Source organism: Bacillus sp. 5w2, from assembly GCF_054353775.1.
Genome location: NZ_JBTIWT010000001.1, coordinates 98,658 through 123,929 on the forward strand (window position 1 = coordinate 98,658; position 25,272 = coordinate 123,929).

At 33.2% G+C, this 25,272-nt stretch carries 24 protein-coding genes; 11 read left to right on the forward strand and 13 right to left on the reverse strand.

From position 1 onward, the window contains the following. The first annotated feature begins 180 nt into the window (after positions 1-180). Positions 181-1,740 (forward strand): glycoside hydrolase family 10-like protein, encoded by a 1,560-nt coding sequence (locus tag ACXY7N_RS00465; RefSeq protein ID WP_454496957.1) that lies wholly within the window; start codon positions 181-183, stop codon positions 1,738-1,740. Between the two features lie 56 nt (positions 1,741-1,796). Here the strand turns inward: ACXY7N_RS00465 and ACXY7N_RS00470 are convergent, their stop codons facing one another. From ACXY7N_RS00470 to ACXY7N_RS00480, 3 genes are all read right to left on the reverse strand, one after another. Beyond that, positions 1,797-2,630 (reverse strand): DUF3974 domain-containing protein, encoded by an 834-nt coding sequence (locus ACXY7N_RS00470; protein ID WP_016087874.1) that lies wholly within the window; start codon positions 2,628-2,630, stop codon positions 1,797-1,799. 24 nt (positions 2,631-2,654) lie between these two features. Next, the gene (locus ACXY7N_RS00475; RefSeq protein ID WP_000137398.1) at positions 2,655-3,767 is read right to left on the reverse strand and encodes a toxic anion resistance protein; all 1,113 of its coding nucleotides are present in this window, start codon (positions 3,765-3,767) and stop codon (positions 2,655-2,657) included. Positions 3,768-4,071: 304 nt separating this feature from the next. Beyond that, positions 4,072-4,656, reverse strand: coding sequence for an O-methyltransferase (locus ACXY7N_RS00480; protein ID WP_098485741.1), 585 nt, complete (start codon positions 4,654-4,656; stop codon positions 4,072-4,074). 311 nt (positions 4,657-4,967) lie between these two features. Between ACXY7N_RS00480 and ACXY7N_RS00485 the strand changes: the two genes are divergently transcribed. Next, positions 4,968-5,126, forward strand: coding sequence for a hypothetical protein (locus ACXY7N_RS00485; RefSeq protein WP_001100983.1), 159 nt, complete (start codon positions 4,968-4,970; stop codon positions 5,124-5,126). A gap of 36 nt (positions 5,127-5,162) precedes the next feature. Here ACXY7N_RS00485 and ACXY7N_RS00490 read toward each other — a convergent pair whose 3' ends face one another. From ACXY7N_RS00490 to ACXY7N_RS00500, 3 genes are all read right to left on the reverse strand, one after another. Then, positions 5,163-6,032: a sigma-70 family RNA polymerase sigma factor gene (locus tag ACXY7N_RS00490; protein WP_488592223.1), complete on the reverse strand. Its 870-nt coding sequence runs from the start codon at positions 6,030-6,032 to the stop codon at positions 5,163-5,165. Next, the gene (locus tag ACXY7N_RS00495) at positions 6,010-7,320 is read right to left on the reverse strand and encodes a phytoene desaturase family protein (protein WP_016134493.1); all 1,311 of its coding nucleotides are present in this window, start codon (positions 7,318-7,320) and stop codon (positions 6,010-6,012) included. The genes ACXY7N_RS00490 and ACXY7N_RS00495 overlap by 23 nt, the downstream gene beginning before the upstream one ends. An 83-nt stretch (positions 7,321-7,403) precedes the next feature. Next, a complete protein-coding gene (locus ACXY7N_RS00500; protein ID WP_454496953.1) occupies positions 7,404-8,936 on the reverse strand; it encodes an SMI1/KNR4 family protein in 1,533 nt (510 codons plus the stop codon). 225 nt (positions 8,937-9,161) lie between these two features. On the opposite strand from ACXY7N_RS00500, the gene ACXY7N_RS00505 reads away from it, so the two are divergent. Further along, positions 9,162-9,794 carry a cupin domain-containing protein gene (locus tag ACXY7N_RS00505; protein WP_016087880.1) on the forward strand — a complete coding sequence of 211 codons (633 nt, stop codon included), beginning with the start codon at positions 9,162-9,164 and terminating at the stop codon, positions 9,792-9,794. Between the two features lie 636 nt (positions 9,795-10,430). Here the strand turns inward: ACXY7N_RS00505 and ACXY7N_RS00510 are convergent. Then, a complete protein-coding gene (locus ACXY7N_RS00510) occupies positions 10,431-11,678 on the reverse strand; it encodes an exosporium glycoprotein BclB-related protein (RefSeq protein ID WP_016087882.1) in 1,248 nt (415 codons plus the stop codon). Positions 11,679-12,105: 427 nt separating this feature from the next. Here ACXY7N_RS00510 and ACXY7N_RS00515 point away from each other — a divergent pair, with 427 nt between their 5' ends. Then, positions 12,106-12,396, forward strand: coding sequence for a DUF4183 domain-containing protein (locus ACXY7N_RS00515; RefSeq protein WP_001121647.1), 291 nt, complete (start codon positions 12,106-12,108; stop codon positions 12,394-12,396). Positions 12,397-12,456: 60 nt separating this feature from the next. On the opposite strand, the gene ACXY7N_RS00520 is transcribed toward ACXY7N_RS00515, so the two are convergent. Next, a complete protein-coding gene (locus tag ACXY7N_RS00520) occupies positions 12,457-13,161 on the reverse strand; it encodes a DUF4183 domain-containing protein (RefSeq protein ID WP_488592224.1) in 705 nt (234 codons plus the stop codon). 231 nt (positions 13,162-13,392) lie between these two features. On the opposite strand from ACXY7N_RS00520, the gene ACXY7N_RS00525 reads away from it, so the two are divergent. Then, the gene (locus ACXY7N_RS00525) at positions 13,393-13,896 is read left to right on the forward strand and encodes a BclA C-terminal domain-containing protein (protein WP_016134488.1); all 504 of its coding nucleotides are present in this window, start codon (positions 13,393-13,395) and stop codon (positions 13,894-13,896) included. Between the two features lie 404 nt (positions 13,897-14,300). On the opposite strand, the gene ACXY7N_RS00530 is transcribed toward ACXY7N_RS00525, so the two are convergent. Beyond that, complete coding sequence (locus ACXY7N_RS00530; RefSeq protein ID WP_098404987.1) at positions 14,301-14,915, reverse strand: helix-turn-helix domain-containing protein; 615 nt, start codon at positions 14,913-14,915, stop codon at positions 14,301-14,303. Positions 14,916-14,974: 59 nt separating this feature from the next. Between ACXY7N_RS00530 and ACXY7N_RS00535 the strand changes: the two genes are divergently transcribed. After that, positions 14,975-15,559 carry a LysE family transporter gene (locus ACXY7N_RS00535; RefSeq protein ID WP_016087887.1) on the forward strand — a complete coding sequence of 195 codons (585 nt, stop codon included), beginning with the start codon at positions 14,975-14,977 and terminating at the stop codon, positions 15,557-15,559. A 202-nt stretch (positions 15,560-15,761) separates the two neighbouring features. On the opposite strand, the gene ACXY7N_RS00540 is transcribed toward ACXY7N_RS00535, so the two are convergent. Further along, complete coding sequence (locus tag ACXY7N_RS00540; protein WP_016087888.1) at positions 15,762-16,499, reverse strand: N-acetylmuramoyl-L-alanine amidase; 738 nt, start codon at positions 16,497-16,499, stop codon at positions 15,762-15,764. A gap of 265 nt (positions 16,500-16,764) precedes the next feature. On the opposite strand from ACXY7N_RS00540, the gene ACXY7N_RS00545 reads away from it, so the two are divergent. Continuing rightward, positions 16,765-17,025, forward strand: coding sequence for a hypothetical protein (locus ACXY7N_RS00545; RefSeq protein WP_016087889.1), 261 nt, complete (start codon positions 16,765-16,767; stop codon positions 17,023-17,025). Positions 17,026-17,226: 201 nt separating this feature from the next. Here ACXY7N_RS00545 and ACXY7N_RS00550 read toward each other — a convergent pair whose 3' ends face one another. After that, positions 17,227-17,439 carry a hypothetical protein gene (locus ACXY7N_RS00550; RefSeq protein WP_082181394.1) on the reverse strand — a complete coding sequence of 71 codons (213 nt, stop codon included), beginning with the start codon at positions 17,437-17,439 and terminating at the stop codon, positions 17,227-17,229. A gap of 112 nt (positions 17,440-17,551) precedes the next feature. On the opposite strand from ACXY7N_RS00550, the gene ACXY7N_RS00555 reads away from it, so the two are divergent. The 4 genes from ACXY7N_RS00555 to ACXY7N_RS00570 all read left to right on the forward strand — a co-directional run bounded on the left by ACXY7N_RS00555 (position 17,552) and on the right by ACXY7N_RS00570 (position 21,366). Further along, a complete protein-coding gene (locus tag ACXY7N_RS00555) occupies positions 17,552-17,716 on the forward strand; it encodes a hypothetical protein (RefSeq protein WP_016134486.1) in 165 nt (54 codons plus the stop codon). 426 nt (positions 17,717-18,142) lie between these two features. After that, positions 18,143-18,541, forward strand: a complete 399-nt coding sequence (locus tag ACXY7N_RS00560) for a RidA family protein (protein WP_033660146.1) — start codon at positions 18,143-18,145, stop codon at positions 18,539-18,541. A gap of 1,382 nt (positions 18,542-19,923) precedes the next feature. Continuing rightward, positions 19,924-20,709, forward strand: coding sequence for a sulfotransferase family 2 domain-containing protein (locus ACXY7N_RS00565; RefSeq protein WP_016134483.1), 786 nt, complete (start codon positions 19,924-19,926; stop codon positions 20,707-20,709). 396 nt (positions 20,710-21,105) lie between these two features. Continuing rightward, positions 21,106-21,366 carry a tyrosine-type recombinase/integrase gene (locus ACXY7N_RS00570; RefSeq protein WP_223261060.1) on the forward strand — a complete coding sequence of 87 codons (261 nt, stop codon included), beginning with the start codon at positions 21,106-21,108 and terminating at the stop codon, positions 21,364-21,366. A 133-nt stretch (positions 21,367-21,499) separates the two neighbouring features. Here the strand turns inward: ACXY7N_RS00570 and ACXY7N_RS00575 are convergent, their stop codons facing one another. Next, positions 21,500-23,296, reverse strand: a complete 1,797-nt coding sequence (locus ACXY7N_RS00575; RefSeq protein ID WP_016134482.1) for an ABC transporter ATP-binding protein — start codon at positions 23,294-23,296, stop codon at positions 21,500-21,502. Beyond that, positions 23,289-25,043: an ABC transporter ATP-binding protein gene (locus tag ACXY7N_RS00580; RefSeq protein ID WP_353811332.1), complete on the reverse strand. Its 1,755-nt coding sequence runs from the start codon at positions 25,041-25,043 to the stop codon at positions 23,289-23,291. The genes ACXY7N_RS00575 and ACXY7N_RS00580 overlap by 8 nt, the downstream gene beginning before the upstream one ends. Positions 25,044-25,272 lie beyond the last annotated feature (229 nt).

A 25,272-nucleotide genomic window follows, 5' to 3' on the forward strand; every position in this document is an offset into this window, starting at 1 on the left:
AAGTTTCACTTTACTAACAAGCATATGAAGTTGTGAAAGAATTTAGTTATGATGAAAGTAAATTTCACTAAAAATATTTCCCCTATTAAATTAATGTTTCAATATGTATTTTTCTCAATTGTAAGAACAACCTCACCTCGGATATCATATTAGTTAACGATATAATAGGGAGGCGTATAAATGATCGTTAAACGTTTATTAATGTTATGTTGTATCGTCATCTTTTTTATTCCTTTCTCTTTCATTTCCCCTTACTCTACTTATGCTGAAGTAAATACTACGTACAAAAAGCATGAATTACGCGCTGTATGGATTGCATCAGTTCTTAATATTGATTGGCCCTCAAAAACTGGCTTGCCTATCGAAAAGCAGAAACAAGAATTTATAAGATTGCTAGACGATGTAAAAAGCACAGGTATGAATGCAGTGGTTGTACAAATTAAACCAACCGCTGATGCTTTTTATCCTTCCAATTACGGTCCTTGGTCTGAATACATTACGGGGACACAAGGAAAAGCCCCTGGATATGATCCACTCGCATTTATGATTGAAGAAGCACATAAAAGAAATATAGAATTCCACGCATGGATTAATCCATATCGAATAACGATGAATCACACTGATATAAATCGATTATCGGATAATCACCCTGCAAAACAGCATCCGGATTGGGTTGTACCTTATGGCGGGAAATTATATTACAACCCTGGTATTCCAGAAGTGAAAAAGTTTATAACAGAAGGTGCTTTAGAAATTGTTCAAAATTATGACATTGACGGGCTGCATATGGATGATTATTTTTATCCATATAAAGTAGCGGGTGAACAATTCCCCGATCAAAAAACGTACGAAGCATATAATAACAGTAGATTTACTAATATAGAAGATTGGCGACGTGACAATGTAAATGAACTTGTAAAAGGTTTAAATACAGCTATAAAACAAGAAAAATCATACGTAAAGTTTGGTATAAGTCCGTTCGGCGTATGGCGAAATATAGCTGACGATCCAACTGGCTCTAACACAACTGCAGGTCAAAGAAACTATGATGACCTTTATGCCGATACACGTGAATGGATACAAAAAGGATATATTGACTACATTACACCGCAAATTTATTGGAATATTGGTTTCACACCAGCTGCATATGACATATTAGTAGATTGGTGGGTAAAAGAAACAAATAATAAACCGATTCACCTATACATCGGTCAGGCGGCCTATAAAATTAATAATAATTCTGTCCCCGCTTGGTCTGATCCGGAAGAATATCCAAGACAAATTGCATTAAACCGGTTATATCCTGAGATAAAAGGTAGTATGCATTTTAGCTTAAAAGATATGAATAACAATCCACTAGGAGTTAAAGATAGACTCTCCAAAGACATATATAAACATCCCGCATTAATCCCGCCTATGCCTTGGCTTGATCATGATCCCCCAAAACAACCGACTTTAAAAGGTGCCATTCCAAGAGATGAAGGTATTGCTATAGGTATCATTGATGATAGAGAGAATGACTCTGCTTATTACGCAATTTACCGTGTCAATGGAAAAAATGAAGTAGATATACAAAACCCAAAAAATCTACTTACTACTGTAAGAAAAACAAAACTCGGAGAAATTTATGTAGATAAAACAGCTATTTCTGGAGAAACGTATACGTATGTAGTAACTGCAGTTGATCGATTGCATAATGAAAGTGTTGCATCTAGTAAAACTACAGTTAAAGCAAAATAACATCTAATAAAAAAAGCGCCTTAAAAGCTAAGAACTATAGCTTTAAGGCACTTTTTTTATTTATTCTTAAACTTTTCAGTCGCTGCCCTCATCTTCACATTCAAATCGTGATCAATCGAATCACGAATATCTCGCTCGACTACTTCCATTTCTTTTTGGAAATTTTGCAAGTAGATTTTTAATTCTTCTTCTTTTTCTGGTCGTTGTGAAGGTGGTAATTGTACGACTAAAGATAGCATCGCTGTTAAATCTTTCATTAAAAACGTTTCAAGTTTATGTTGTTGTTCAAACATACGCTGCTCTTGATAATACGGTAAGGCATTTAATACTGAAATTGTAATATCATCAACCGTTCGTTGTAATGCAGGATTTATTGAGCGTTTATACGCTTGAATTGTATTTAATGCATCTGGATATCGATCATAAAAATACAATTTGTAAAACGATAAGTCTGTCGGTTTTACTGTTTGCTGCGTTTCTTGTCTTAAAAAATCTTTTACTTTCATCGCCGCTACATCAATATCTTCATTTGTAAGTTTTTTCGTTGTTTTTGCCATTACATGTACTTTTTTCTGTTTTTCTTTCGGTAACATTGAAAATACTTGCTCTCTCGTACGTTGACCCGATGCACAGAAAAGCGTGTTTAATGTATATTGTTCTTTCTTTCCTTCCGTACGAATCCAGCGATAAAAGAGTGGATGTTGTGTAAATTCTTGTAGAAACGGCAAAGATTTATTCGATAACTTATCTAAAGAATCGTGTGCCCTTTTATATGGTTTCGTCCATGAAAAAAACAGTTTGCGTCCGAAATATACAACTAAAACAACGACAGTAAATGCGATTAAAAGTAATGTACCCAATAGTACTAATACGGTTTGAATGAAACTCATTTTTTCACCTCCTCTAAAAGTCTGTTATTTCCTTGGACGCTGAATGAGTTTTTGTTTCATTTCATCATTAAATGTGTCTAATTCAATTACAAACTTCTTACTTGACTCTATAATACGTTCTGATGATTTCTCAGAAGCTTCAATCGCAGCAAATACGTTTTGGAATGATTCGCGTAATTTATCCATGCTAATTGCAGGATTTTCAAGAAGTTTTGTTGTTTCTTCTGTATTTTGTTTTAATGCTTGTGAGTTACTTAATACCATTGATTCAATTGCTTCATTTGTCGCATTCACTGCATCAATTGTTTTACGCTGATTTGTTAACGCTAGCTGGATAGCAGCTGAAACTGTTACAACGTTTTGCGTCATCGTAATTGCATTACGAATTGCCTCTGTTAACTTTTCATTATTTTTCTTAATAATGTCTACAGATGCGATAGATTGTAATAGCACACTTTTCGCTTGCTGCATATTACGTGTACGCACTAGAATCTTTTCTAACGCATCGTTAATTAATGGAATATCTCTTTGACGTTCTGGATTTTGTTTCTCAGCTTCCAGCATGCCAGCGAGTTTTCTTCCTAAGTATACTTGTTTATCAAGAGCGTGAATTTTATCGTGCGATTGCTCTTTAAGCATTTCAAGACCAACTGTATCTTCTTGTAAGTTGTCCCGACCAATTAGAAGGGATCTTATAATCTCCTCAATTTGCTTATCTATGGATTGATATTTATGCACGTATGTTTCAAGTGGGTTTTTCTTGAATACTTTAAACATAATTTTCTTCATTCCACTTGCTTTTAATGAATTCGGATCAAGCTCTGATACCACTTTTCGTAATTCTAACAATGTATTTGGTATTTCTTCGTTCTTTCCATTCATCATCGCTGTTACAGGACGTTTTAATGCTGACAACGTTTGTCCTGCTGCTTGTTGCTCTTTATCCCCTAAATCTCCTAGCTGGGACAATACTTTTGATAAATCTGTATTTTGCTCGCTATTTAACTTTTGTACATAAAGATCAGCTTCTTTATTCAGTTCCTCTAATTCTGCATCTTTTATAACTGTATCAACCACTACTTCTACATTATTATCTTTCACAATGGATACAGGTTCTTTTTTCTCGAGTTCAGTCAACAAAATCGCTCCTTTATTTATATGTGCGAATTTATTTGCACTATATATTTCATCTCATTCATCGAATTCCACTTGTTTGAAACCGATTTTCAAGAAATACCTGCATATGCAGTCATTCCCTGTTTCTTAGTATAAGTATACCTGTTCTCAACATTATTTTCCTCAGACTTAAGACCTAGAGTACAACATGCTGAAGGCGGATTCTTCGTATATTACGTATATAAATTATGTTCTTCTTATCCTACTGTACTCAATCTTTTGACATATACCCTTTTTCAATGTGATAATTAAATTGCGCTCACTCCTATTTCTTCTTGCGCGCTACGAATGCTCCATTTTGAAATGCCAATAACACCGTTTCAAATATTTCATCTTCTTCAATCATTTTTCTAAACTCGGCTAACTCACTCGCGTGAGAAGTAGCATTATCAACAACAAGAAAACCCTTTGGTTGTAAAATGCGTTTTATATGCTCAAGCCACCACATGTATTGCGTACGCTCTGAATCTAGGAAAATAAAATCAAATGAATGATCTAGTTGCGCATCTAAAAATGCCCCTGCTTCTTGATTATGAACATCAATCCTTTGTAGAAGGTTTACCTTTTCAAAATTGACAAGTGCCTCTCCAACTCGTTCTGAAGAAAGCTCTACAGTTGTTACATTTCCATTTGTTTCTTCTACCGCGTTAGCTAACCACAATGTAGAATAGCCATTAGAAGTTCCAATTTCTAAAATATTTTTTGCATTACACCCTTTTACTAAAATTGATAAAAATTGCCCCATTTCACGAGAAATATTCCGTAATTTTTCTTCCCGCGTTTTTTTATTTCGATCATGCTCTTCTCCATATTGTTCAAGTTGAAATAATAATGAATCTAACGTATCCATTTTTTCATCGCCTTTCCAAAGCAATATGATGAAAAAGCTCTTGCTGCCCGTCTACTTTCATTATATGCGAAACGAAAACCTTTTTCTCGTTATATGACAAAGATTTAAAATTTTTTATAGCATATTGTTTCGTTTTTTGGTAAAGTTAATTTCTACGTGCAATTATTCCATTCATACTATTTTTAATTCAATTGCAGTTATTAAATCATATAACCCCCAATTAAATGAATCGGTATTTCAAATTCAATTAAGCGCCCTTTCCGGACGCATTTTCTTTTGTTTATATATTTCTAGAAGAAAGGATGCTTACAATGAACGTGATTAGCTTAGATGCTGCTAGAAAACGAAAACAGCATAAAAAATTAATGATTACTATACCGATTATTTCACGTATTTATGAAGAAGACGGGGAAATTAAATTTGAGGTAGCTGGCGAAAAAGATGTACCTCTTGAAATGTTAGAGAAATAATAAAAAAGACGCAATTCAAAAGAAATGCGTCTTTTTTTATACTATTACATTTAAATGCATAAGTTTTTCAGGATTAACCATCATATAAATGTTTGAGATTTTCTCATCCTCAAATGCGAATGAAAGTACATACATCACTTTATTATTTATTGTAACTATAACGCCCGGTGCACCATTTACTATTTTGAAATCAATACTATGCTTTTCTGGCAATCTTTTTGCAATTCCAAAGAACAAACGTATAATTTTATCTGCAGAATAAATCGGATTAATAGCAGTTGTAACTTTACCACCACCATCTGCTTTAAATATCGCATCTGTTTTTAATACTTCTAACATGCCTTCTGCATCCCCACACTGTAATGATGATACAAACTTTTCCACATAGACAGCCATTTTCTTCGTACTTAGTGTTGATTGCTTCGGCTTATCTAAAATACTTTTTCGTGCGCGTTGAAAGATCTTCCGGCAATTCACACTACTCTTATCAACAATTGAAGCTATTTCCTCGTAGTCATAACTGAAAACCTCTCTTAATATGAAAACAACCCTTTCTACCTCAGCCAGTTGTTGTAAAAGTAATAAATATGCCGTAGAAATTGATTCTTTCATTACAAATGACTCTGCTGGCTCATCAGACTCTTCCACAAATGGCTCTGGTAACCACATCCCTACATATACATTACGTTTATGCGCTACCGAACGTAATTTATTAATTGAACGATTTGTCGCCATTTTACACAAATATGCTTTCATATTTTCTATAGATTGAACATTCTCTGTATTGTTTATCGCGATAAATACGTCATGAACAATATCTTCAGCGTCCATAACACTCCCAAGGATTCTATATGCTAATGAAAATAATAATGGTTGATACGCTTCATATAATTGCTCCGTTTCCATGATGAATTGCCTCACTTTCTAATTGCTTTAAAATGTGTAACGCTGCTCGTTTCCCGCTTGCTACCGCAGCATCAGCTAATATTTCATCATGCCCAGCCCAATCTCCTGCAACGTAAACACCTGGCATTTCAGGTATAATAGGGCCCGGTTTTTCAACACGGTCAATATGAGGAAAATCATGTACTACCGTTATTTTCGGTAAATATTGCTTTGCAACAACTTCTCTTTTCCAATTAGGATGTAGCAACTCCATCGTATTTTCTAACTGTGCTTGATCATCATGAAAATGATTTATCTCTAGCATAGGATTATGGTACTTAATTAAACTCACTACAATTGCTCCATCTTCACTTAATTTGGCTGCTCTTGATTGATTCGTGAAAAATATAGGTTGATCTAACCCTAATGCAAATTGATGTGTAGGGTTGGTTAAGCGTCTTAAACCAATATCTAATGCAGCAACGGTAACCGGTACCGATTGTTCACTCCATCTATACAAACTTGTTCCTTCTGCACCTTTTATTATTTTACAAGCCTCTTTTGGTAGAGTCGTCACGATGACTGTACCTACTTCAAATAACTCATCGTCAAAACAATGTATTCTTTGTTTATCTTCGTCATGCTCTATTTCCAAAACATGTTTATTAGCCGAAAATTGCACCCCGTGATTATTCGCTATATCTCTTAATTTTGTTATTATCGTCTCCCAACCACCATCTACATAAAATACTCCTTCTTTCATAGACAGCTGTATTTGCTTTAGTACAGATGATGCTAATTGCATTGTAGGAGCAAACGTATATGTTGTCGTTCGGCATAACGCATAAAATATATTTCGAACCATTGGATCTTTTATTTCTTTTTCTGCCCATGTAGTTAGACTCATTTTCGGAACTTCCCCTACATCTAAATTCCCTAAATGAATCATAAGACGCGAAAATTGTACTTTTGCAGACCATGAAAGTAGTGGAGTTGCTAAAATAGAGCGAAAATCTGTGGGGATGGTAAATACATCCCCTTTCCATATTCCATGTGCTTTTGTAGATGGCATTCCCCCTGGAAGATTCAAACCTAACTCATTAAAAGTTAAAAATGCTGCGCCTCCTCTGTATAAAGCATGTGCACCAAGATTCATGCAAATGCCATTTTTATTTACAGTCATACCTCGACCACCGAAGCGACTGGATTTTTCCAATACAATAACTTTCCTTCCAGCTTTCGCTAAATATATAGATGCTGTTAATCCAGCAAGCCCACCGCCAACAATTGCTACATCAAATGTATTCATAATAAAATCCCTCCTTATCCGTTCTACATACAAGACGAACGATTAACGAGGGATGTGACATTCAGTGATAAATAATTTATTTTCTAATCCATTACATGCTGATGCCAAACTTCTCTTTCTTCTTCACTCATTCCTCCAATTATTTTTGAAAAATCTATTTTTCTTTCAAATGAGTCTTTTAACATATAAAATTTTTCAAACGAACCTGTAAATATTTCTAATGAACGAGAACAACAAATCGTTTTAAGGTTATCAATTGTTGCGCCATCTAATTCTAATTCCTTTAGTCCTTTCATTTTACCTAATGCGGTTCCATCCTTTACCTTTGTATCTGTCAACTTTATATTTTGAATTGACGAATTGTGTTTTAAGCAATTAAAATTAACAATGATGCTATTTTCAAATTCAATTGTTATTAACTTATTTAATTTTTGCAAAACAAGCAAATCCAATTCACTAACATTTTCTAAACCTAAAATATACAAATGCTTTAAAGTGTCTACTTTTGAAATTGCATAGAGCTGCTCGCGATTTGAAATATGTACAGTAAGCGATTCTAACTTTTTAAACTGCGGTAGTAACGAAAAATCTTGAATACTAGTATGTGAAATATCTAATTTTTTTAATGATGCTATTTCTACAAGTGCCGATAGATTATTTATCCTTGTATTCTTTATATTCATTTCTTGTAAGTGCTGTAAATGTAATATTGGCGTTAAATCTTGAACCGGATTTTTAACTAAATATAACTTCTTTAAAGAATTCATTCGTTCTAATCCTGTTAAATCTTTAATTTCATTTCCAGATAAAATTAGTTCTCTCACTTCCGTACACATCTGTAACGGACTAATATCTTCTATTCCATTTCCACCTAAATATAATCTCTTCTCTCTAATAAACTTGTCTGCACGTTCAGATGGTCCCACTATATTTCTCCAATTCTCATCTAAACTATCGTACCAATCTTTCACGTTATTTTCAGATTGAAATATAAATTGAGGATGTAAAACAGGTAATTCAATATTAAATAAAGCGTCTAAAAAATGTATATTATCGTTAGCACCATAACCCCAATATATATAGTCTTCTTCTTGGTGAATGGTGAAATTTTTATTTTTTAACGTTTGTAAAATAAATAGTAACAAATCTGAAATTCTATTTGCAATTACATATTTTACTTCTTCATCTCGTCCAAAATTAATAACTTGTCCCATTTCCCCCTTTTCATCCGGATCAATATCTATTCCTATATTGTTACCGCCATAATCTTTACTAATAGGTATCCAATTGTGATTCACATATCTTTCCCTAATACATTCTGTTGGTATTGAAAATGCATCAAAATTAAAAAACTCATCATCTTCAATTCTTTTCCAAACTCTCCACTCATCCAAAACTTCATCTAACGAGAGAAATGGCAAACCAAAAAATAAACCTGGTCCTGATTTATCCTCACCGTTATGTGCGAGATAAAGATTACGTAATTCATCTGGAAACGAAATTCCCATTTCACTTTCGGCAAATTGAATTTCTTCTATTGTTGCAGGTGCATTCAAAAACGGTTTAAAATAATTCGTTAATTCATCTTCCAACTCTTTTAAAATAGTATGATTCATTTTCTGCACTCCCCTTGTATTCCATAATAAAAAAGCGCTATCACTTATATTAATTGTAATTAGCAGCACCTTTTTTCGCAATGACATTAATTTAATCATATTGCATACAAACGAACAGTTTTATCCTTGTACAAACCAAAAGCAGCAGCGTTTTCACATTTCAACAACTAGACTCATATCCTAATTTCAGATTGTGTGAAAATATAAGAAAGGCAGGTAATACCAATGACTTCTAATATCGACTACACTTCCCCCTCAACTAATTTCACTTATGATGTAAGTAAAAGTAATTTTTTTAAGAAAGATGCCCAAAATTATATAAACGTACTTGGCATAAAACAATTAAATACTTTAGAAAACACTTCTTTATTAGATATCTATTTAAGTACAGGAAATGTTGTAGAACCACATATTCATCAAAATGCAGCTGAACTTGTTTACTGTATTTCAGGATCTGCTGTTGTTTCTTTACTTAATCCTTTTACAAACCAAATATTAAACTTACCGATAAAACCAGGGCAAGTTGCCAACATTCCACAAGCGTGGTGGCATTATGAAATTGCTACAGCAGATGGTACTCATTTATTAGCTATTTTCGATGCCCCAACCCCAGAAGTTATTTTTGGTTCTGATATTTTAAGATTAACTCCCGCTAATATGATGGCTCATACTTATTGTCTCGATGAGCAACAATGGAAACAAGCGGTATCCCCTATTCAATCCACTACAGTAATTGGTCCCCCAGCAAACTGTAATCAAAACCGCGAAATGATAAATCAGCCAACTCAGCTCCCTATTCAACAACAAAATCTATACTACCATGATTCTTATTATTACCCTCTTTATTGGGGGTATTAATTTATATCATTAAAAGACAATTATTTATCTCCTCGAAAAATACGTGGGAGATTTTTTTATTGTATATCCTCCATTCCTATTTTTATCGTAACAATTAATAGAGTACATACATATAATATTTATATATTTAATTGGAGGTGATAGTACTATGAGTAATTATAACTATCGAAAAAACTACTCTCATAATAAAAATAGTAGTTCATCAGCATCCTCTCAGTCTTCGAATTCTCAATCTTCCAATTCCCAATCTCAAAGAGATTTAGCAGAACAAGGCTATGTAAAGAAAAAAGGATGTAACTGTAATAAAAACAAATAGTTTATTTCGAATGTAAACAATAATATTTCAACGCTCACGATAAATAACTTACTTCCCTTGTATACAAGTTTATTTTATGGATGAATTCTATTTTTAATAGAATTCATCTTTTTTGTTTATAGGTCATTTTTCAAAGCATTTAACTTAATGCATAAACAATAGAGTATAAATTTTGTTTTTTCTTTCATACCAACTTAACAAAGAATGATTTCTCAATTGATTTATCACCTATCTTCCCATAAAATATAGCCCTTCCTAATATAATTAGGAAGGGCTATATACAAATGCCAGTTCAAATTTCAAACAGACATTATGACAAACTAGACGATATTAATACCTGCACTTACAAATCCAGCTACTGCAGCTATTGGACTTGCCGCTGTTAACGAAACATACAGTAGTATTTTATCTCCAGCAGTTACTGGAATAGCTTCAGGTATAATACCTGATGATGTAGCACCAATCGCTATTACTGCAAATGCTGGTGTTAATAATAGAGGTGCACCCTGTACTGTAAACGTGTTACTTGCTGCAGGTGCAGTTAATATTTGTATCTGCACTTGAACAGGTGATAATGGAGCTAATGCAGCTGTTGCACTAAAGAAACCTGCTAATGACGTAATAACCCCATCGCGTGGTGCTACAAATGCATAATCACCTATACCTAATGCTAATGTGATACTAGTTCCACCTGTTAAAGCTATGCCAGGCTGACTAAATCCAAATCCAAGGAGTGTTCCTGTATTAGCAATTAACGCGTTAACTAACGCAGATGGTGTTGTACCTGAAGCAAACGGAATAATAGCTCCGCCACCAGTTGCTCCTGTTAAGCCTGTCGGACCTGTTGCTCCTGTTGGGCCTGTTGCTCCAGTTGGACCTGTTGGGCCTGTTGCTCCTGTGTCTCCCGTTGGACCTGTTGGACCTGTTGCTCCTGTGTCTCCCGTTGGACCTGTTGGGCCTGTCGCTCCTGCTCCTGTTGGACCTGTTGCTCCTGTGTCTCCTGTTGGGCCTGTTGGACCTGTTGGGCCTGTCGCTCCTGCTCCTGTTGGACCTGTTGCTCCTGTCGCGCCTCCTGCTCCCGTTGCTCCTGTTGCTCCTGTTGCTCCTGTTGGGCCTCCTCCTGGAGTAGCACCAATTAGTTGAACTAATAAGTTTAATAGAAGTTGTAAACTTGCAGGATCAATAATTAAAGAGAAGAAGAATGGTGCAAGTGCGCTGTAGAATTGTTGTAATAAGGAAAGCAATTCGCTTAAGTCTGGGTTAGGAGACTGTAGTACATTGATAATACTTTGAATTAATTGTTTTAAATAATTACCTTCTGGAGAAGGTGCTAATTCATTTAGCAAATTCAGTAGTTGAGTAAATAAGTTGAGTAAAGCTAATCTGTTTGCATCACTTGGATTTGCAAAAAACGCTGCAATAGCCGAAATTAAAGAGTTTAGTAAAGTTATTAATCTTCCTAATTGTTCGCTAGTAATTGGAACCGTTTGTGGATTGTTACAACAATCTGGTGTGAAAACAATCGGATTATTGCAGTTGTTATGACCAAAACAATCATTATGTTTCATTTATTTCCTCCTTACCTTTCTTATATTTGAGTATTTTCCTATTATAAGAACTATAAAATTGTGCATAGATTTCATTCACTTAAAATAGGAAACATGAATGATAATTAAACTTTAAAATGTTATTTAATTATGTTCATGACTCACATATTAATTATATGTTTTTAATAATTGACTGCTTAGATTAAACACCTAAACTTAAAAGTTTATTTTATTTTTCCACGTTTATCTCTTAGGTCCAAAAGCACATTTTAACTTGAGTATAAAAACTAAGCATTGGCATATAACCACCAAAACAACAATATCTTTACTAAAATTGTGTTCCCTCTATTATCATGAAGCCGTTTCTATTATCAAAAACTTTCATACAATATATTGGACAAGTTATCCCATACTTTGTTCAAAAAATAATTTAGGGAGTGAAAATTAATTGCCTATTATTCAACCCTTTATGGCATCTAGAAGATTCACATCTACACTAGGAGCTGGAACCGGAACTGGTGCAGCTTTTGCAATTGCTGCTACAGCTTGTTTAAATGATGCCGGTACTACTGCAACTGCTTTTCCGACTTTTACGTATTACAACTTATATGTAAACGGCATTCTTCAACCTAGTGTGAACTCCAGTGTTACTACTGGACCTACCGGTGCTATTACAATTCCTGGCGGAGATGCATTAGACGGCGGAATTCCAATTACAATCGAATTTATCGTCACTTAGTTTAACTACTTTAATGTAGAACAAAAAGACAGATTCTTTTTATCTAAGAATCTGTCTTTTTTAATTAATAATGATAAATTGCAAAATAATTGAAGAACCTTGCGTTGGTGGTTGATTATCCAATAAAGTTAGCTGACCATTACTAACCTGATATAATGGTTGTGGTTGAAGTATTCCATTAATAAACAAATTAATATAAGAAACCTCATCAGGAGATAATATGTGAGTTGTACCATATTGAGCTAGCCCATCTGAATCTGTATATATAAGTTTCTCTCCATCTGCAAAAGTGTAAAATAATAAATTAGTTGTTGTTATTGGTCCAATTACTCCAGTTGGACCCGTTGCCCCTGTTAAACCAGTCGGGCCTGTTATTCCCGGTGATCCTGTTATACCAGTCGCACCTGTTATTCCCGGTGATCCTGTTATACCAGTCGCACCTGTTATTCCAGTCGCACCTGTTATTCCCGGTGATCCTGTTATACCAGTCGGGCCTGTTATTCCCGGTGATCCTGTTATACCAGTCGCACCTGTTATTCCCGGTGCCCCCGTTAAACCAGTCGGGCCTGTTACTCCGGTCGGGCCTGTTACCCCTGTTGACCCTGTTACCCCTGTTGACCCTGTTACTCCCGTTAAGCCGGTCGGACCTGTTATTCCAGTTGGCCCCGTCGGAATATAAATTGGGGGAAGAACTGGAAAAGTTGGTCCAATGTTTTCAGGTTCTATCATAGCTTTATTTATTGATAATTTATTATCTCGCTTCACTTAAATACCTCATCCCACATTTTTGTTTACTAATTAACAAAATAATACATCTATCATTTTAGAAGGATTCCATAACTACTTTTTTCATTCTCAAATGATTTTTACATATAGTAAACTTTTTACCGTTGCTATAGCCAGTAGTATTAATATAATAAAATGATAGTTCCATTTCAAAATACTAAATCGGTTACGTTCTAATTAAAAATGAGGTGATTTATATTCAAGATAAGAATGAAAAAAGAACTATTATCACTGGCTCTTGAAATTATTCTTCCATACAGACTTACAGGTCCTACTGGGCCCACAGGCATTACTGGACCCATTATTACAACAAACTCTATGTTCGCTAATAATACATTAGGTGGTCCCATTTCAGTCATATTAGGTGGAACTAATATTCCACTTTCTAATAACCAAAGTCTCAGTAATTTTACAGTGAACGCTACAAATGATATATTTACAATCCCTGTTACTGGAAGATATAATTTAACCTATCAAGTTAATACAACAACTTCTCTACTTGCTGGTACAAGGCTACTATTAAACTCTTCGATTCCACTTCCCGGATCTATTTTTTCACCCGCAATATCAACTTCAAATTATAATAATAATTTAATAAGCAATTTAATTGCTGGTAATACAATTTCACTTCAACTATTCGGCGTATTATCCGTAGTTAATTTAGTTGGAGGCGGTTCAACAGGTGCCTCTTTAACAATTATACGAATCGATTAAAAAATGATTCGTTCTTTTTTATAATAATCATTCTTAAATGCTAAAATAGTAACTATTACGTCATTCCTAAAGCTTATATTTCAATAACTTCACGACAGTGATTATGCAATAAGAAACACTTTGTACTATATTCATAGTACAAAGTATCTATACTAAATTTTCCGTATATACATTATCAATTTACACTCCTTCCTACCAATGTTACATTAAATATGAAGACAGTTTCTCAAATGCGAACCATCTCAAAACGTATTTGAGAAACATACTCCAATCCTATACGCGAGAGCAATACTATGTTGACACTCAAACGAGTGTCTTTTTTTATGAATTTTAAAAAATAAAACCATCTCTTTTAGATGGTTTATCAACACACATTTCTATATATTCTTGATGAAATAACAAGTTTATACAGCTGGATAATAGATGGTCATACTTAACCGAGTTAGCGTTCTTCCGAAATTATGATAAGAGTGCGGTCTATCTGCCTTAAATCGAATTGCATCTCCGCTATTTAATGTATATTGACAATCATTTATTTCAATTATCAATTCCCCTTCAAACACAGTTATAAATTCTTCGGTCCCTTCTTTATGGCCTTCCGAACTTAACTTCCCTTCTGTTTCAATTTCAACCATATAGATTTCAAAGTTCCTATCATCTTGAAAAGGAAAAGAAGGATACACTTTATATCTCCCATTGTCTTCTGATAATACTTGAACATCATTTCGTAAAACAAGTTTCGTATCTGGTTGCGGATTATTGATTAAAGAAGTAAAAGATACTTTCAATCCATTCGCAATTTTCCATATCGTTGTTAATGTTGGACTTGACTCTCCTCGTTCAATTTGTCCAATCATCGTTTTACTTACACCTGTTAATTGCGAGACCTTTTCCAAACTCATTTTCTCTTTCTCTCGTATTGTTTTTAAATTTTTCGCCAAAATAAGTTGAATTTCTTCCATAAGAAACACTCCTACACTATATACAATATAACGACCGTTATGTATAATAAAAAGCACACGTTATATTGTTCTTTTCGGTCATTATAACACACACTAAATAATTAGGGGGTTTTGAAATGCCTATATTTTCTTTTTTGTTATTTGTTTTTATTAGTAGCTTCACACCCGGTCCTAACAATTTTTTAGCTATGACATATGCTAATCAACATGGTTTAAAAAGGAGTATGCAATTTTGCTTCGGAGTAGCTTTCGGGTTTTTCATCCTCACTTCCTTATGTAGTTTTTTTAATATTGTACTAATTAATATCCTACCCAAAATCGAGTTCCCTTTAAAAATCTTAGGTGTAGCATATATGCTATATTTAGCTTTTAAAATACTCACTAGTAAAACTAGTACAGATCCCGATGAAAAATATAATAAAAATTTATTTTTAGTGGGGATTTCCCTTCAGTTTATTAACCCTAAAGGGATACTATTCGGACTAACTGTAGTATCAACCTTTATTCTCCCTTACTACAATTCATATTCAAGTTATCTACTTTTCTCATTATTTCTCGGTGTAGTTGGTTTAATGAGTACATTTAGTTGGAGTTTATTTGGTTCCATGTTCCAAAAACTTTTATTAAAACATACTACATCATTTAACATCATTATGGCCGTTTTATTAGTTTTCAGTGCTATTTCAATTGTAGTCAATTAAATTCAAATTCTAAATTTTTTTCTTATTAAAAGTATATTTTACAAATATAGATGATATTTTCAATGAACATCCCACTTACATGCATTACTTATTTAGTTTTAGTCCGGAATTAAAAATTAAAAAAGAGGATGACTCATTATAAGCAATCCTCTTTTTAGGGTCGATTGATTTTTAAACATTCTGTTCCACTAAACTCAAATCTTTACTTAACTTCATACCACCAGCCTTTACGATCAAGGTAATCCGTCATACCTTTAAGTTGCGCATCTGAAGTTGGTTCAGAGATAAAATATGTTAGACCATCAGATTGTAAGATGAAGTTAGCTGTCATTTTTAGGGACGTTAATGCTCCCATTACATCAGGTGTTTCATACGGTGAAAAAGCTCCTGATTGAATGATATTTTTTTGGGATGGCGGAGTTGTCCCACCAGATTGCCCTGTTAATGCATAAACAATTGAATTTGCAATCTTATCTGGATTCCATTTTGCCATATCTGCTTCATTATCGATAAATCCAAGTTCAATTAAGATTGCAGGTGCTTTCGTATTCGCTAACACATAAAGATCTTTTCGTTCCTTTGCACCACGATTTGACCAGCCAATATCTTTTGAAAGTTGCGCTGCTATCTTTGCTGATAATGCTTGTTGGTCATAATACAATACTTCAACACCATTAGCATTCGTATCATATGAGTTTAAGTGAAATGAAACTACTAAGTCTACATCATGTGAGTTTGTTTTTGATACTATGTTATTTAAATTTTGTGCCTGCGTTGTCCCTACCTCATCAGTATCATCATAAACTGTATGCCCTAATGCTCTTAATTTAGCGACAACCGCATCCTTAACTTGGCGATCCATAATGTGTTCTTTCCGATTTCCATAATTCGCACCCTGCACAATACTATTGTGCCCTCCATGTAAACTATATCTAGCCATTGTTCAACATCCCCTTTTTTTATTACTATATTCAAAGCTCGTCTTATTGTCCGGTCAAATATCCAGTACATCTCCAGCAAACAAAAATTAGGGCACTAGTTTAATTTTTAATTCTAAATAATATATTTTCTAAAACAAAGAACTCATAAATAAAACCACAGCTAATATTTTAAGTTGCGGCATTAACCTATTTATTTCAAAATCTTTTTATTATAATACAAAAAATACGCTATAATATAAGTTATTGTTCTTTAGGAGGGGTTTAATGGCTGATAAGTATAAATTTTTGATTCTCATTGTTACAGCATTTTTTTCTTTCTTTTCCTTAATAAAAGATTTCCGCAACACTTCAAAAAGTTTCTTTTGGGGAAGCTTTGCAATCTTAACAAGCTTTATATTATTATTAACTCACGCTTTAGAGTTAACTCCAATACTGCTCTATTCGGCACAGATTGCTCTTGAGATTATTACAATACCACGTAAATTAATTCTTCCATCTGTCACTGAAGTTGCTAGTATTTGTTAACAATTCGTGTATCTAAAAAATTGCAAGTCTATATTTCTAATTATCTTTATAAATATAAAAATGCGGTTTCTCCTTTCTAGAGAAACCGCACTATATTATATTTTAAACTGACTCGTATACAAATCAAAGTTGTATCCTCACATTTACGATTAGTTATTTCACTATTATATTCCTAATAAACTCCAAACACCTTATCTCTTTCTACGCTTCTTCTGCCTCCTTTATTTCTCCTTGCTTAACTAGTTTTTCAAGGTATAAACGTACTAGCTTATAAACACTCTCTTTTCGCTGTTTTTCCTGATCTTCTTGATTTTTCATCCGGACGCACCATGTTTTGTAGTTTTTCAGCTCCTTCACCACAAGTCTACGCATCTCCTTTTCATCGATGTCTTCAAAAAATGAAAATTGATTCATGCGATACGGCCCCGTTCGATCTACTTACTTATAAATGGATTACTTTATTGAGTTTCCATAAAATAGTAATTAATATATAATTAAACTATTCAAATCTTAGGTGGTGATACAAATGACTGAAACAATCCGAATCGCTCTTTTCACACTTGTAGGAATAAGTGCCATATTTTCTGTAATTAAAGAATTGCAAAAACCAGAAAAAAGAAAGTTTTGGATTACCTTCGAAACTTTAATTCTCATTGGGGCAGCCTGGATGTTAATAGGACTTCTCATGTAACCTACATAATTAGTACACCCCCTTAAATGAAAATCAATATTTTGTCAATAATGTAAGTAACATTAGATTTTCTCCTTGTTCCTCCTTGGAGAACCGAGTAGCTAGCTTTTTTATTTATAATAAAGATAGGACCTTGTTTTCGTATAAAGGTTATTTTATTCCAATTTTAAACTATTCATCCTCCTTCCTTTAACCCCCGGTTGCTATTGAGATATTATTCGCGTATGATTTAAGATAAGCATTTCACTTTATCGTTTTAAAGAAAGGAGAGTACCAAAATCATGAAGAAAAAATCAATGAATTTTTTATCAAATGGATATGGGTACTCGACTGCTGTTTTTTTCTAAAATCATTTTTATAGGATGAAGTGTGTCTAAAAATGATATAGAAGAAACCGCAGTTATTTTTTATGATGAGGTGAAATATATGAGAAACGGAATAATCACCAGAAAAAATCCAACAAATATGCTAGAACCAGTAGGAAACTATACACATATTACTAAAATCCCTAGAAACGCAGAGTTATTTGTGTCATCAGGACAGATCGGGATGAATCAGGACGGTCAATTCCCAGAAAGTATGAATGAACAAATCAGTAACACTTTTAAAAATGTAAGTAAAGTCTTAGATTCTGAAAAATTAACTGCTGCGAACATTATAAAAGTGAATATATGGGCAACAGAAAAAATTGATTGGGAACACATGGATTTGGAATGGGAACAATTATTTAATACTGAATACCCAGCAATGACAATTGGATATATTTCAGAATTAGGATTACCAGAAATTAAAATTGAAATAGAAATATGGGCAGCTAAACCCTAATATAAATACACACTTCATTCCATTTGGAGAGCAGCTAGCTTTTGCTAGCTGTTCTTTTGTTATTCATCGTCACATTATGATGCAATGGTCATATATTATCTCGAAGTAAAAAACCTAATTTTCTTTTTCATACCTCACTTTTCCCTTAAAGAGCACTTTTTAAAGGCGCTCTTTTTAGGTTGTTTTGAATAAAATTTAATATCCCTTCAATAATATAGATAGGCGATGGCCATAACTCATTTAGTGATGTCCCTAATCTTTCTCCTTTCCCCCTTTTAGAGAACCAGCCGAAAAGTTGCTGTTCTTTTATTTGCAACCCTGTTAGACAAGCTTTCATATAATGTAGTCATTCCTTTCTTAAAAATTAAGCTCATCACTTGAGTAATAAAAATAGGATTAAACCCTATAACCTTTTCAGAAATCATCCATATTTTATTTCTGAAAAAGTGCTTTGTTTATGACAACATGAAATTTTTATTAACTTTGATCGTATTTTTTGATCTATTATCTATGCATTCAAACATTTATATACTTTTTTAATACCTATCTCAATTGTTTTGGCTATTTTTGCACCAAAAGGTACATCGAAAAAAGTCGCTGTAGCTAGTTTGATAATTGCATATTTGGCCTATTTTTTATAATTGGTTGGGGAATAGCAGAATCAAAACTAAACTAATCCCTTTTCTCTCAAATAAGGATTTTGTTAAAAACTTACATGAATATTTTTTTCGTTATATAATTAAATTATCAATATATCAGGAGTGCTAATAATGCTAAAAACAATAATGATTTTGTTATACATCTGTTTCGGAATTAGTGCAGTTTTTAGATTAATAAAGGAATTTCGAAAACCACAGAAAAAACAGTTCTTGATTTTAGTTGATTCTCTAATTTTGATAGGAGCTATATTTTTAATGGCTAGTTTCTTTATCTAAATTACATAAAGAGAACTCCCAGTTAGTGAAGCAGTTAGCAAAAGCCAACTGCTTTGTAATTAATATAACTATTTTGTTTAAATTCACCTCAATTCATACCATTTTTTCTTAATATTCAAATTAGAAACTGTATAATATAATTAAACTATTTGTATGAGAGGTGATTATTATGAACTGGAAACAAAAATACAATCCAAAGTATCTCTTTTACCGTATGTATAGTTATATTTATAAAGCCCTTGATGATATATCATGGTCCCTATAATAATTTAGATTGTTATGAGTACACATTTTCTGTGTGCTCTTTTCACATTTCTATAAAATAACGCCTTCATTTCAAAATTATATTGTTTTAAATTATCTATTCTACTTCTCTTCTCTTGTTCATATGCCAAGTACTTTATTCATAAACTAAAAATAATTGACATAACTGAATGGAGGCTAACAATGTCTTTTGCAAATATTATTAAATACAGGCGCGTTCCCCACTTCAATTCTAACTTCCCTTTAATTTTATTTTGGAGCCAGAAAAGTGGTTGTACTTCTCTTGCACATTGGTTTTTTTATCAAATTAATTTATTTAAGCAAGCCATAAAATACGATTCTTTCATCCATAATTACGAAAATGAAATATACAAAAACTCCTCAGATTACTTTATTGAATTAGCTGCAGCTTTATATTCAAAAGAAAAGGATACCTATAAGTTAGTAAGAAACCCGTATACAAGAGCTGTAAGTTCATTCTTCTCATTAATCGCTCCTCCATACATAGAAAACCCAGCATGGGAGCCCGTTCGGGGTTTTTATTATGGTAACAGCATTTGTAGTAAGCCTATTTCATTTAAAATCTATCTCTATTACTTAAAATCACAAATGACTGATTTAGAACAAGTAGATCCACATTTGACACCACAGTATGTACCCGGCGAAGAAGCGTTTGTTACAAATTATATCTACCTTGAAAATTTCTCTACCGAAATTGTACATCTAGAACAAACATATCAATTCAAAACTTCTCCTTTACACATACTAACCAAATCATGGCATCATCAGAAGGACAGGGCGATTTTTAGAGGTAATTTTGCAGACGCTGATATTACCGATCCTTTATTCCCACGCCTCCCAACATACGATAGTTTTTATGATCATGAAACTATCCAATTAGTACAAGATATTTTTAATAAAGATTTCAGCACTTACAAATATCCATTAACTCCTTTAAAAAATAAGTGATTTTCTAATTACAGTTTCCTATATTATAGAGAAACTTAAATTCACCTATTTAAGTTTCCTCATAAAACTCTCGTAGTAAGTTGGGACACTGAAAGCAGTGTCTTTTTTTTATAAAACTCAAATTGCATTATCTATTGATTTTTTAAAATGTATAGTAAAATTGTCGTTAAGATTGCCGTTATTCGTTCTATTTGTTCCACTGCCGTTATATAATCAAAGTGCAATTATTTCACTATTATATACAAATAAAAAGCACTTATAACGAGCGCTTTTTTACACGTTATTAGTCAAACTGTAAACCTGGATAATTGTACTAGATACAAAAACTTCAAGTTCCAAACGATTAGTCTCAATTGATGAAAAATAATTGAAACATTATAAAAACATAAAATTATAATAAACACTGATAAATTAAGACTTGGTCAAACGTATACGGATTGTGATTTAGTTGTTAGTACCAAAAAAGGTAAATGCGTTTGTCGCGGTGGATTTCAAGATATTTTTATGGCTTATTTAATAAAATATAAATTTTTAAAAAGTCGATTTCATGGTTTACGTCATACTCATGCAACACTACTTTTGAAACAAAGTGTACATCCAAAGATTGTAAGTGAACAGTTGGGTCATAAAGACGTTTTCATAATCTTACATCACTAGTCGCAAGTTTTACCTAAGACACAAGAAGACGCAGTTAAAACATTTAGTGAATGACTATTTGGATAGTAATGTTTGCAAATATAAAAATGCGGTTTCTCCTTCCTAGAGAAACCGCACCATATCAAAGTTCTTATTATATTTTAAACTGACTCGTATACAGATCAAAGTAAAATCCTCTATCTTCCATAAGAGATTCATGATTCCCTCTTTCCATAATACTTCCATCTTTAATAACAAGAATTTGATCTGCTTTTTCAATCGTTTTCAGTCGATGAGCGATTACAAAACTTGTTCGACCTCTCATTAAATTGTTCAGTCCTTCTTGAATTTGTAATTCTGTTCTCGTATCAATATTAGATGTCGCTTCGTCGAGAATTAATATATCTGCATCCGCTAAAATTGCCCTTGCAATCGCAAGAAGTTGTTTCTGTCCTTGACTTAAATTCGATCCTTCTGAAGCAATTTTTGTTTCATATTGATTCGGTAAATGCTTTATGAAAGAATGTGCAGATGCTGCCTTAGCTGCATTAATTACTTCTTCATCACTAGCATCTAATCGACCATAACGGATATTATCCATAATCGTCCCAGCAAATAAATACGTATCTTGTAAAACTACTCCTATTTTACTTCGCAACGAATTAATATCATAATCTTTAATATTTTTTCCATCGATATGAATTTGCCCTTGCTGTATATCGTAAAAGCGCGTTAGCAAGTTAATGATTGTGGTTTTGCCCGATCCGGTTGGACCAACTAAAGCAACTGTCTCCCCTGGCTGTGCCTTAAGACTCACTTCTTTTAAAATCGTTTTATTTTCCTCATATCCAAATGAAACATTCTCGAGTGCAACATGCCCTTGTAAATTTTGTACAATGAATGCATCTTTTTTATTTTGGATTTCCGGTACTTCATCCATAATTTCAAAGACACGTTCTCCACCAGCAACTGCCGCTTGAATCGTATTCATTAAAGTTGCGAATTGACTGAGTGGTCTTGAGAATTGACGAGAATAATTAATAAAAGCTGCAATGACACCTACTGTTGTCATTCCATTTAAAACCATTACTGATCCAGTCCCAATTACAAGTCCCATACCTAAGTTGTTAATAAAATTCATACTCGGAAAAATAAAAGCTGAAAATGTATCCGCCTTCGTTGCTGAAACTCTTAGTTGTTCATTAATTTTATTGAAATTTTGTACGGTTTCTTTTTCTTTCCCGTATAACGTTGTAACATCCGCTCCTGTTATAGCTTCCTCAATAAATCCATTTAATTCTCCTAAATCTTTTTGACGCTTTGCAAAGTTTTTACCACTATAAGCAACTAGTTTTTTTGTAACAAAAAACATAATAGGTACTGTAATTAAAGTAACAATCGCTAAAACCCAATCTAATGCGAACATCGCAATCGTTACACCTATAAAGGTTAATGCTGATGAAATAATTTGTACAACACTTTGTGTCAATGCTTGATTCAAATTATCTATATCATTTGTCACACGACTCATTAAATCCCCTTGAGAACGTACATCAAAGAACCGTAAAGAAAGCGTTTGGATTTTCTCAAAGATATCTTGTCGTATTTTTTGTATCGTTTTTAATGCAACGTTAACCATGACAAATGTTTGTAACCATGTTAACAATACCGTTACACCGTAAATCGCAATAAGTAACAAGCACATTCTCGCCGTACCGCTTAAATCTTTCGGTACAATATATTGATCTATAATTACTCCCATTAAATACGGACCTAATAGCCCAAGTAACGTCGTAACAAATACTAAAAATATAACGAACGTAAGAGCAGCCTTTTGATACCCCATATAGTTCCATACTCGCATTACAGTTCCTTTCGTATTTTTAGCTTTACCCATCTTAGGCGCGTTACGTCCACCTTTATTAGCAAATTGTCCTTGAAAATTACGCATGTTCTTTCCCACCTTCTTTATGTAAATTACCACCTTGGGAAAGATAGATTTCTTGATATACCTCACATTGTTCTAACAGTTCTTCATGTGTACCATCACCAACTAATTCACCGTTATCTAAAACGAGAATTTTATCAGCATCTATTATTGATGAGATTTTAGAGGCAATTAATAATGTCGTTGTTCCTTTATATTCTTTTCTTAATGCCGATTGAATGTTAGATTCTGATTTAGCATCAACTGCTGATGTAGAATCATCTAATACAAGAATAGATGGCTTTCTCACAAGTGCTCTTGCAATTGATACACGTTGTTTTTGTCCACCTGATAAATTCGTTGCACCTTGTGTTAAATGATATTGATAAGAATCTTCCAGCTTGTTAATAAACTCCGTTGCACAAGCTGATGAAGCCGCTACTTCCAGTTCGTCACTTGTTGCATCTTCTTTACCATAACGCAGGTTCTCTTCTATACTACCTGAAAACAACAATGCCTTTTGAGGTACAAAACCTATTGAACCACGAAGTTTTTGTAAATCGTATGCCTTAACATTTATTCCATCAATGCATATTTCACCTTGATCAACATCGTATAAACGCGGTAACAGTTTTGCTAAAGTAGATTTACCACTTCCTGTAGAACCGATAATCCCTACTTTTTCACCTTTACATATGCGAAATGAAATATCTTTTAAAACATATTCATTATTTTTCGTGTAACTATAACTAACATTTTTAAAGTCAATATGCCCCTCAATTTGCTTAGGTACAAGCGCATTTGTTTCGTTCATAATATCAACCTCAGTATTTAAAACTTGCTGTACACGATCCGCAGACGGAAATGCTCGCGCGATTTGCATAAATACCATACTTATAGACATAAGTGACATTAATATAATGTTCAAATAGTTTATAAACGCTAATATAGCTCCTACTTGAAGAGTTCCATTGAATACTTTTTCTCCACCAATCCATAATGTTGCGACGATTCCTCCACTTACAACTAACATAATGATTGGCATCATTAAGGAAATAAGCTGCACCGCTCGAATATTTATCTTCGTTAAATTTGTATTAACATTTCCAAACTGAGTGATCTCATATTTTTGTCTTACATACGCTTTAATAACACGTACACCAGATAAATTTTCTTGTAACTTTGTATTCACTTTATCTAATGCTTCTTGCACCCTTTTGAACGTCCCACTGGCTTTACTTGCAATAAATATAATGGCAAGTAATAAAATTGGAACGACTACGAGTAATATAGGAAATAACTCACGCGCTGTTACAAAAACAATGATTATACTTCCGATAAATAACAAAGGACCACGAACAAGAACACGTAATGTCATCGTCATCGCCGATTGAATAGAAGTAACATCATTTGTCACAATCGTTAATAATTTCCCAGTTCCAAATGAATCACGATTTTCACTAGAAAATGTTTCTATTTTCGCAAATACATTTTTTCGTATGTCTGTAGCGAAATTCACAGCTGCTTTTGTAGAATACATCATACACCCAAGTCCTCCAACTAAACCAAGTGCTGCTGCTCCTATCATTAGAAGCCCCATTTTTATTACATAATTCATATCTCGATTCGCTATCCCAACATCAATAATATGTTGCATAATAGTCGGTTGAATTAAGTCCATCGCAACCTCAAGTACCATAAAAAGCGGTCCAATAATAGCGAAGAACATGTATGGTTTTAAATACTGTAATAACTTACGAAATGATTTCATACATAATCTCCTTTTCCTATGAAATTACCAATTAATAATTCTTACCCTCCTTACTTAAGCCATATTATTTATGATTTTTTTATTACTTCTATTATATTATGCAAATTAATATTTAACATTATTAAATGATAAGCATTAATGACTTCTCGGTCAATAAATGTGCTTTGTATTACACAAATAGAAAAACCGTATTCTTAAATAGAAAGAATACGGTTTTTTTATCTATATG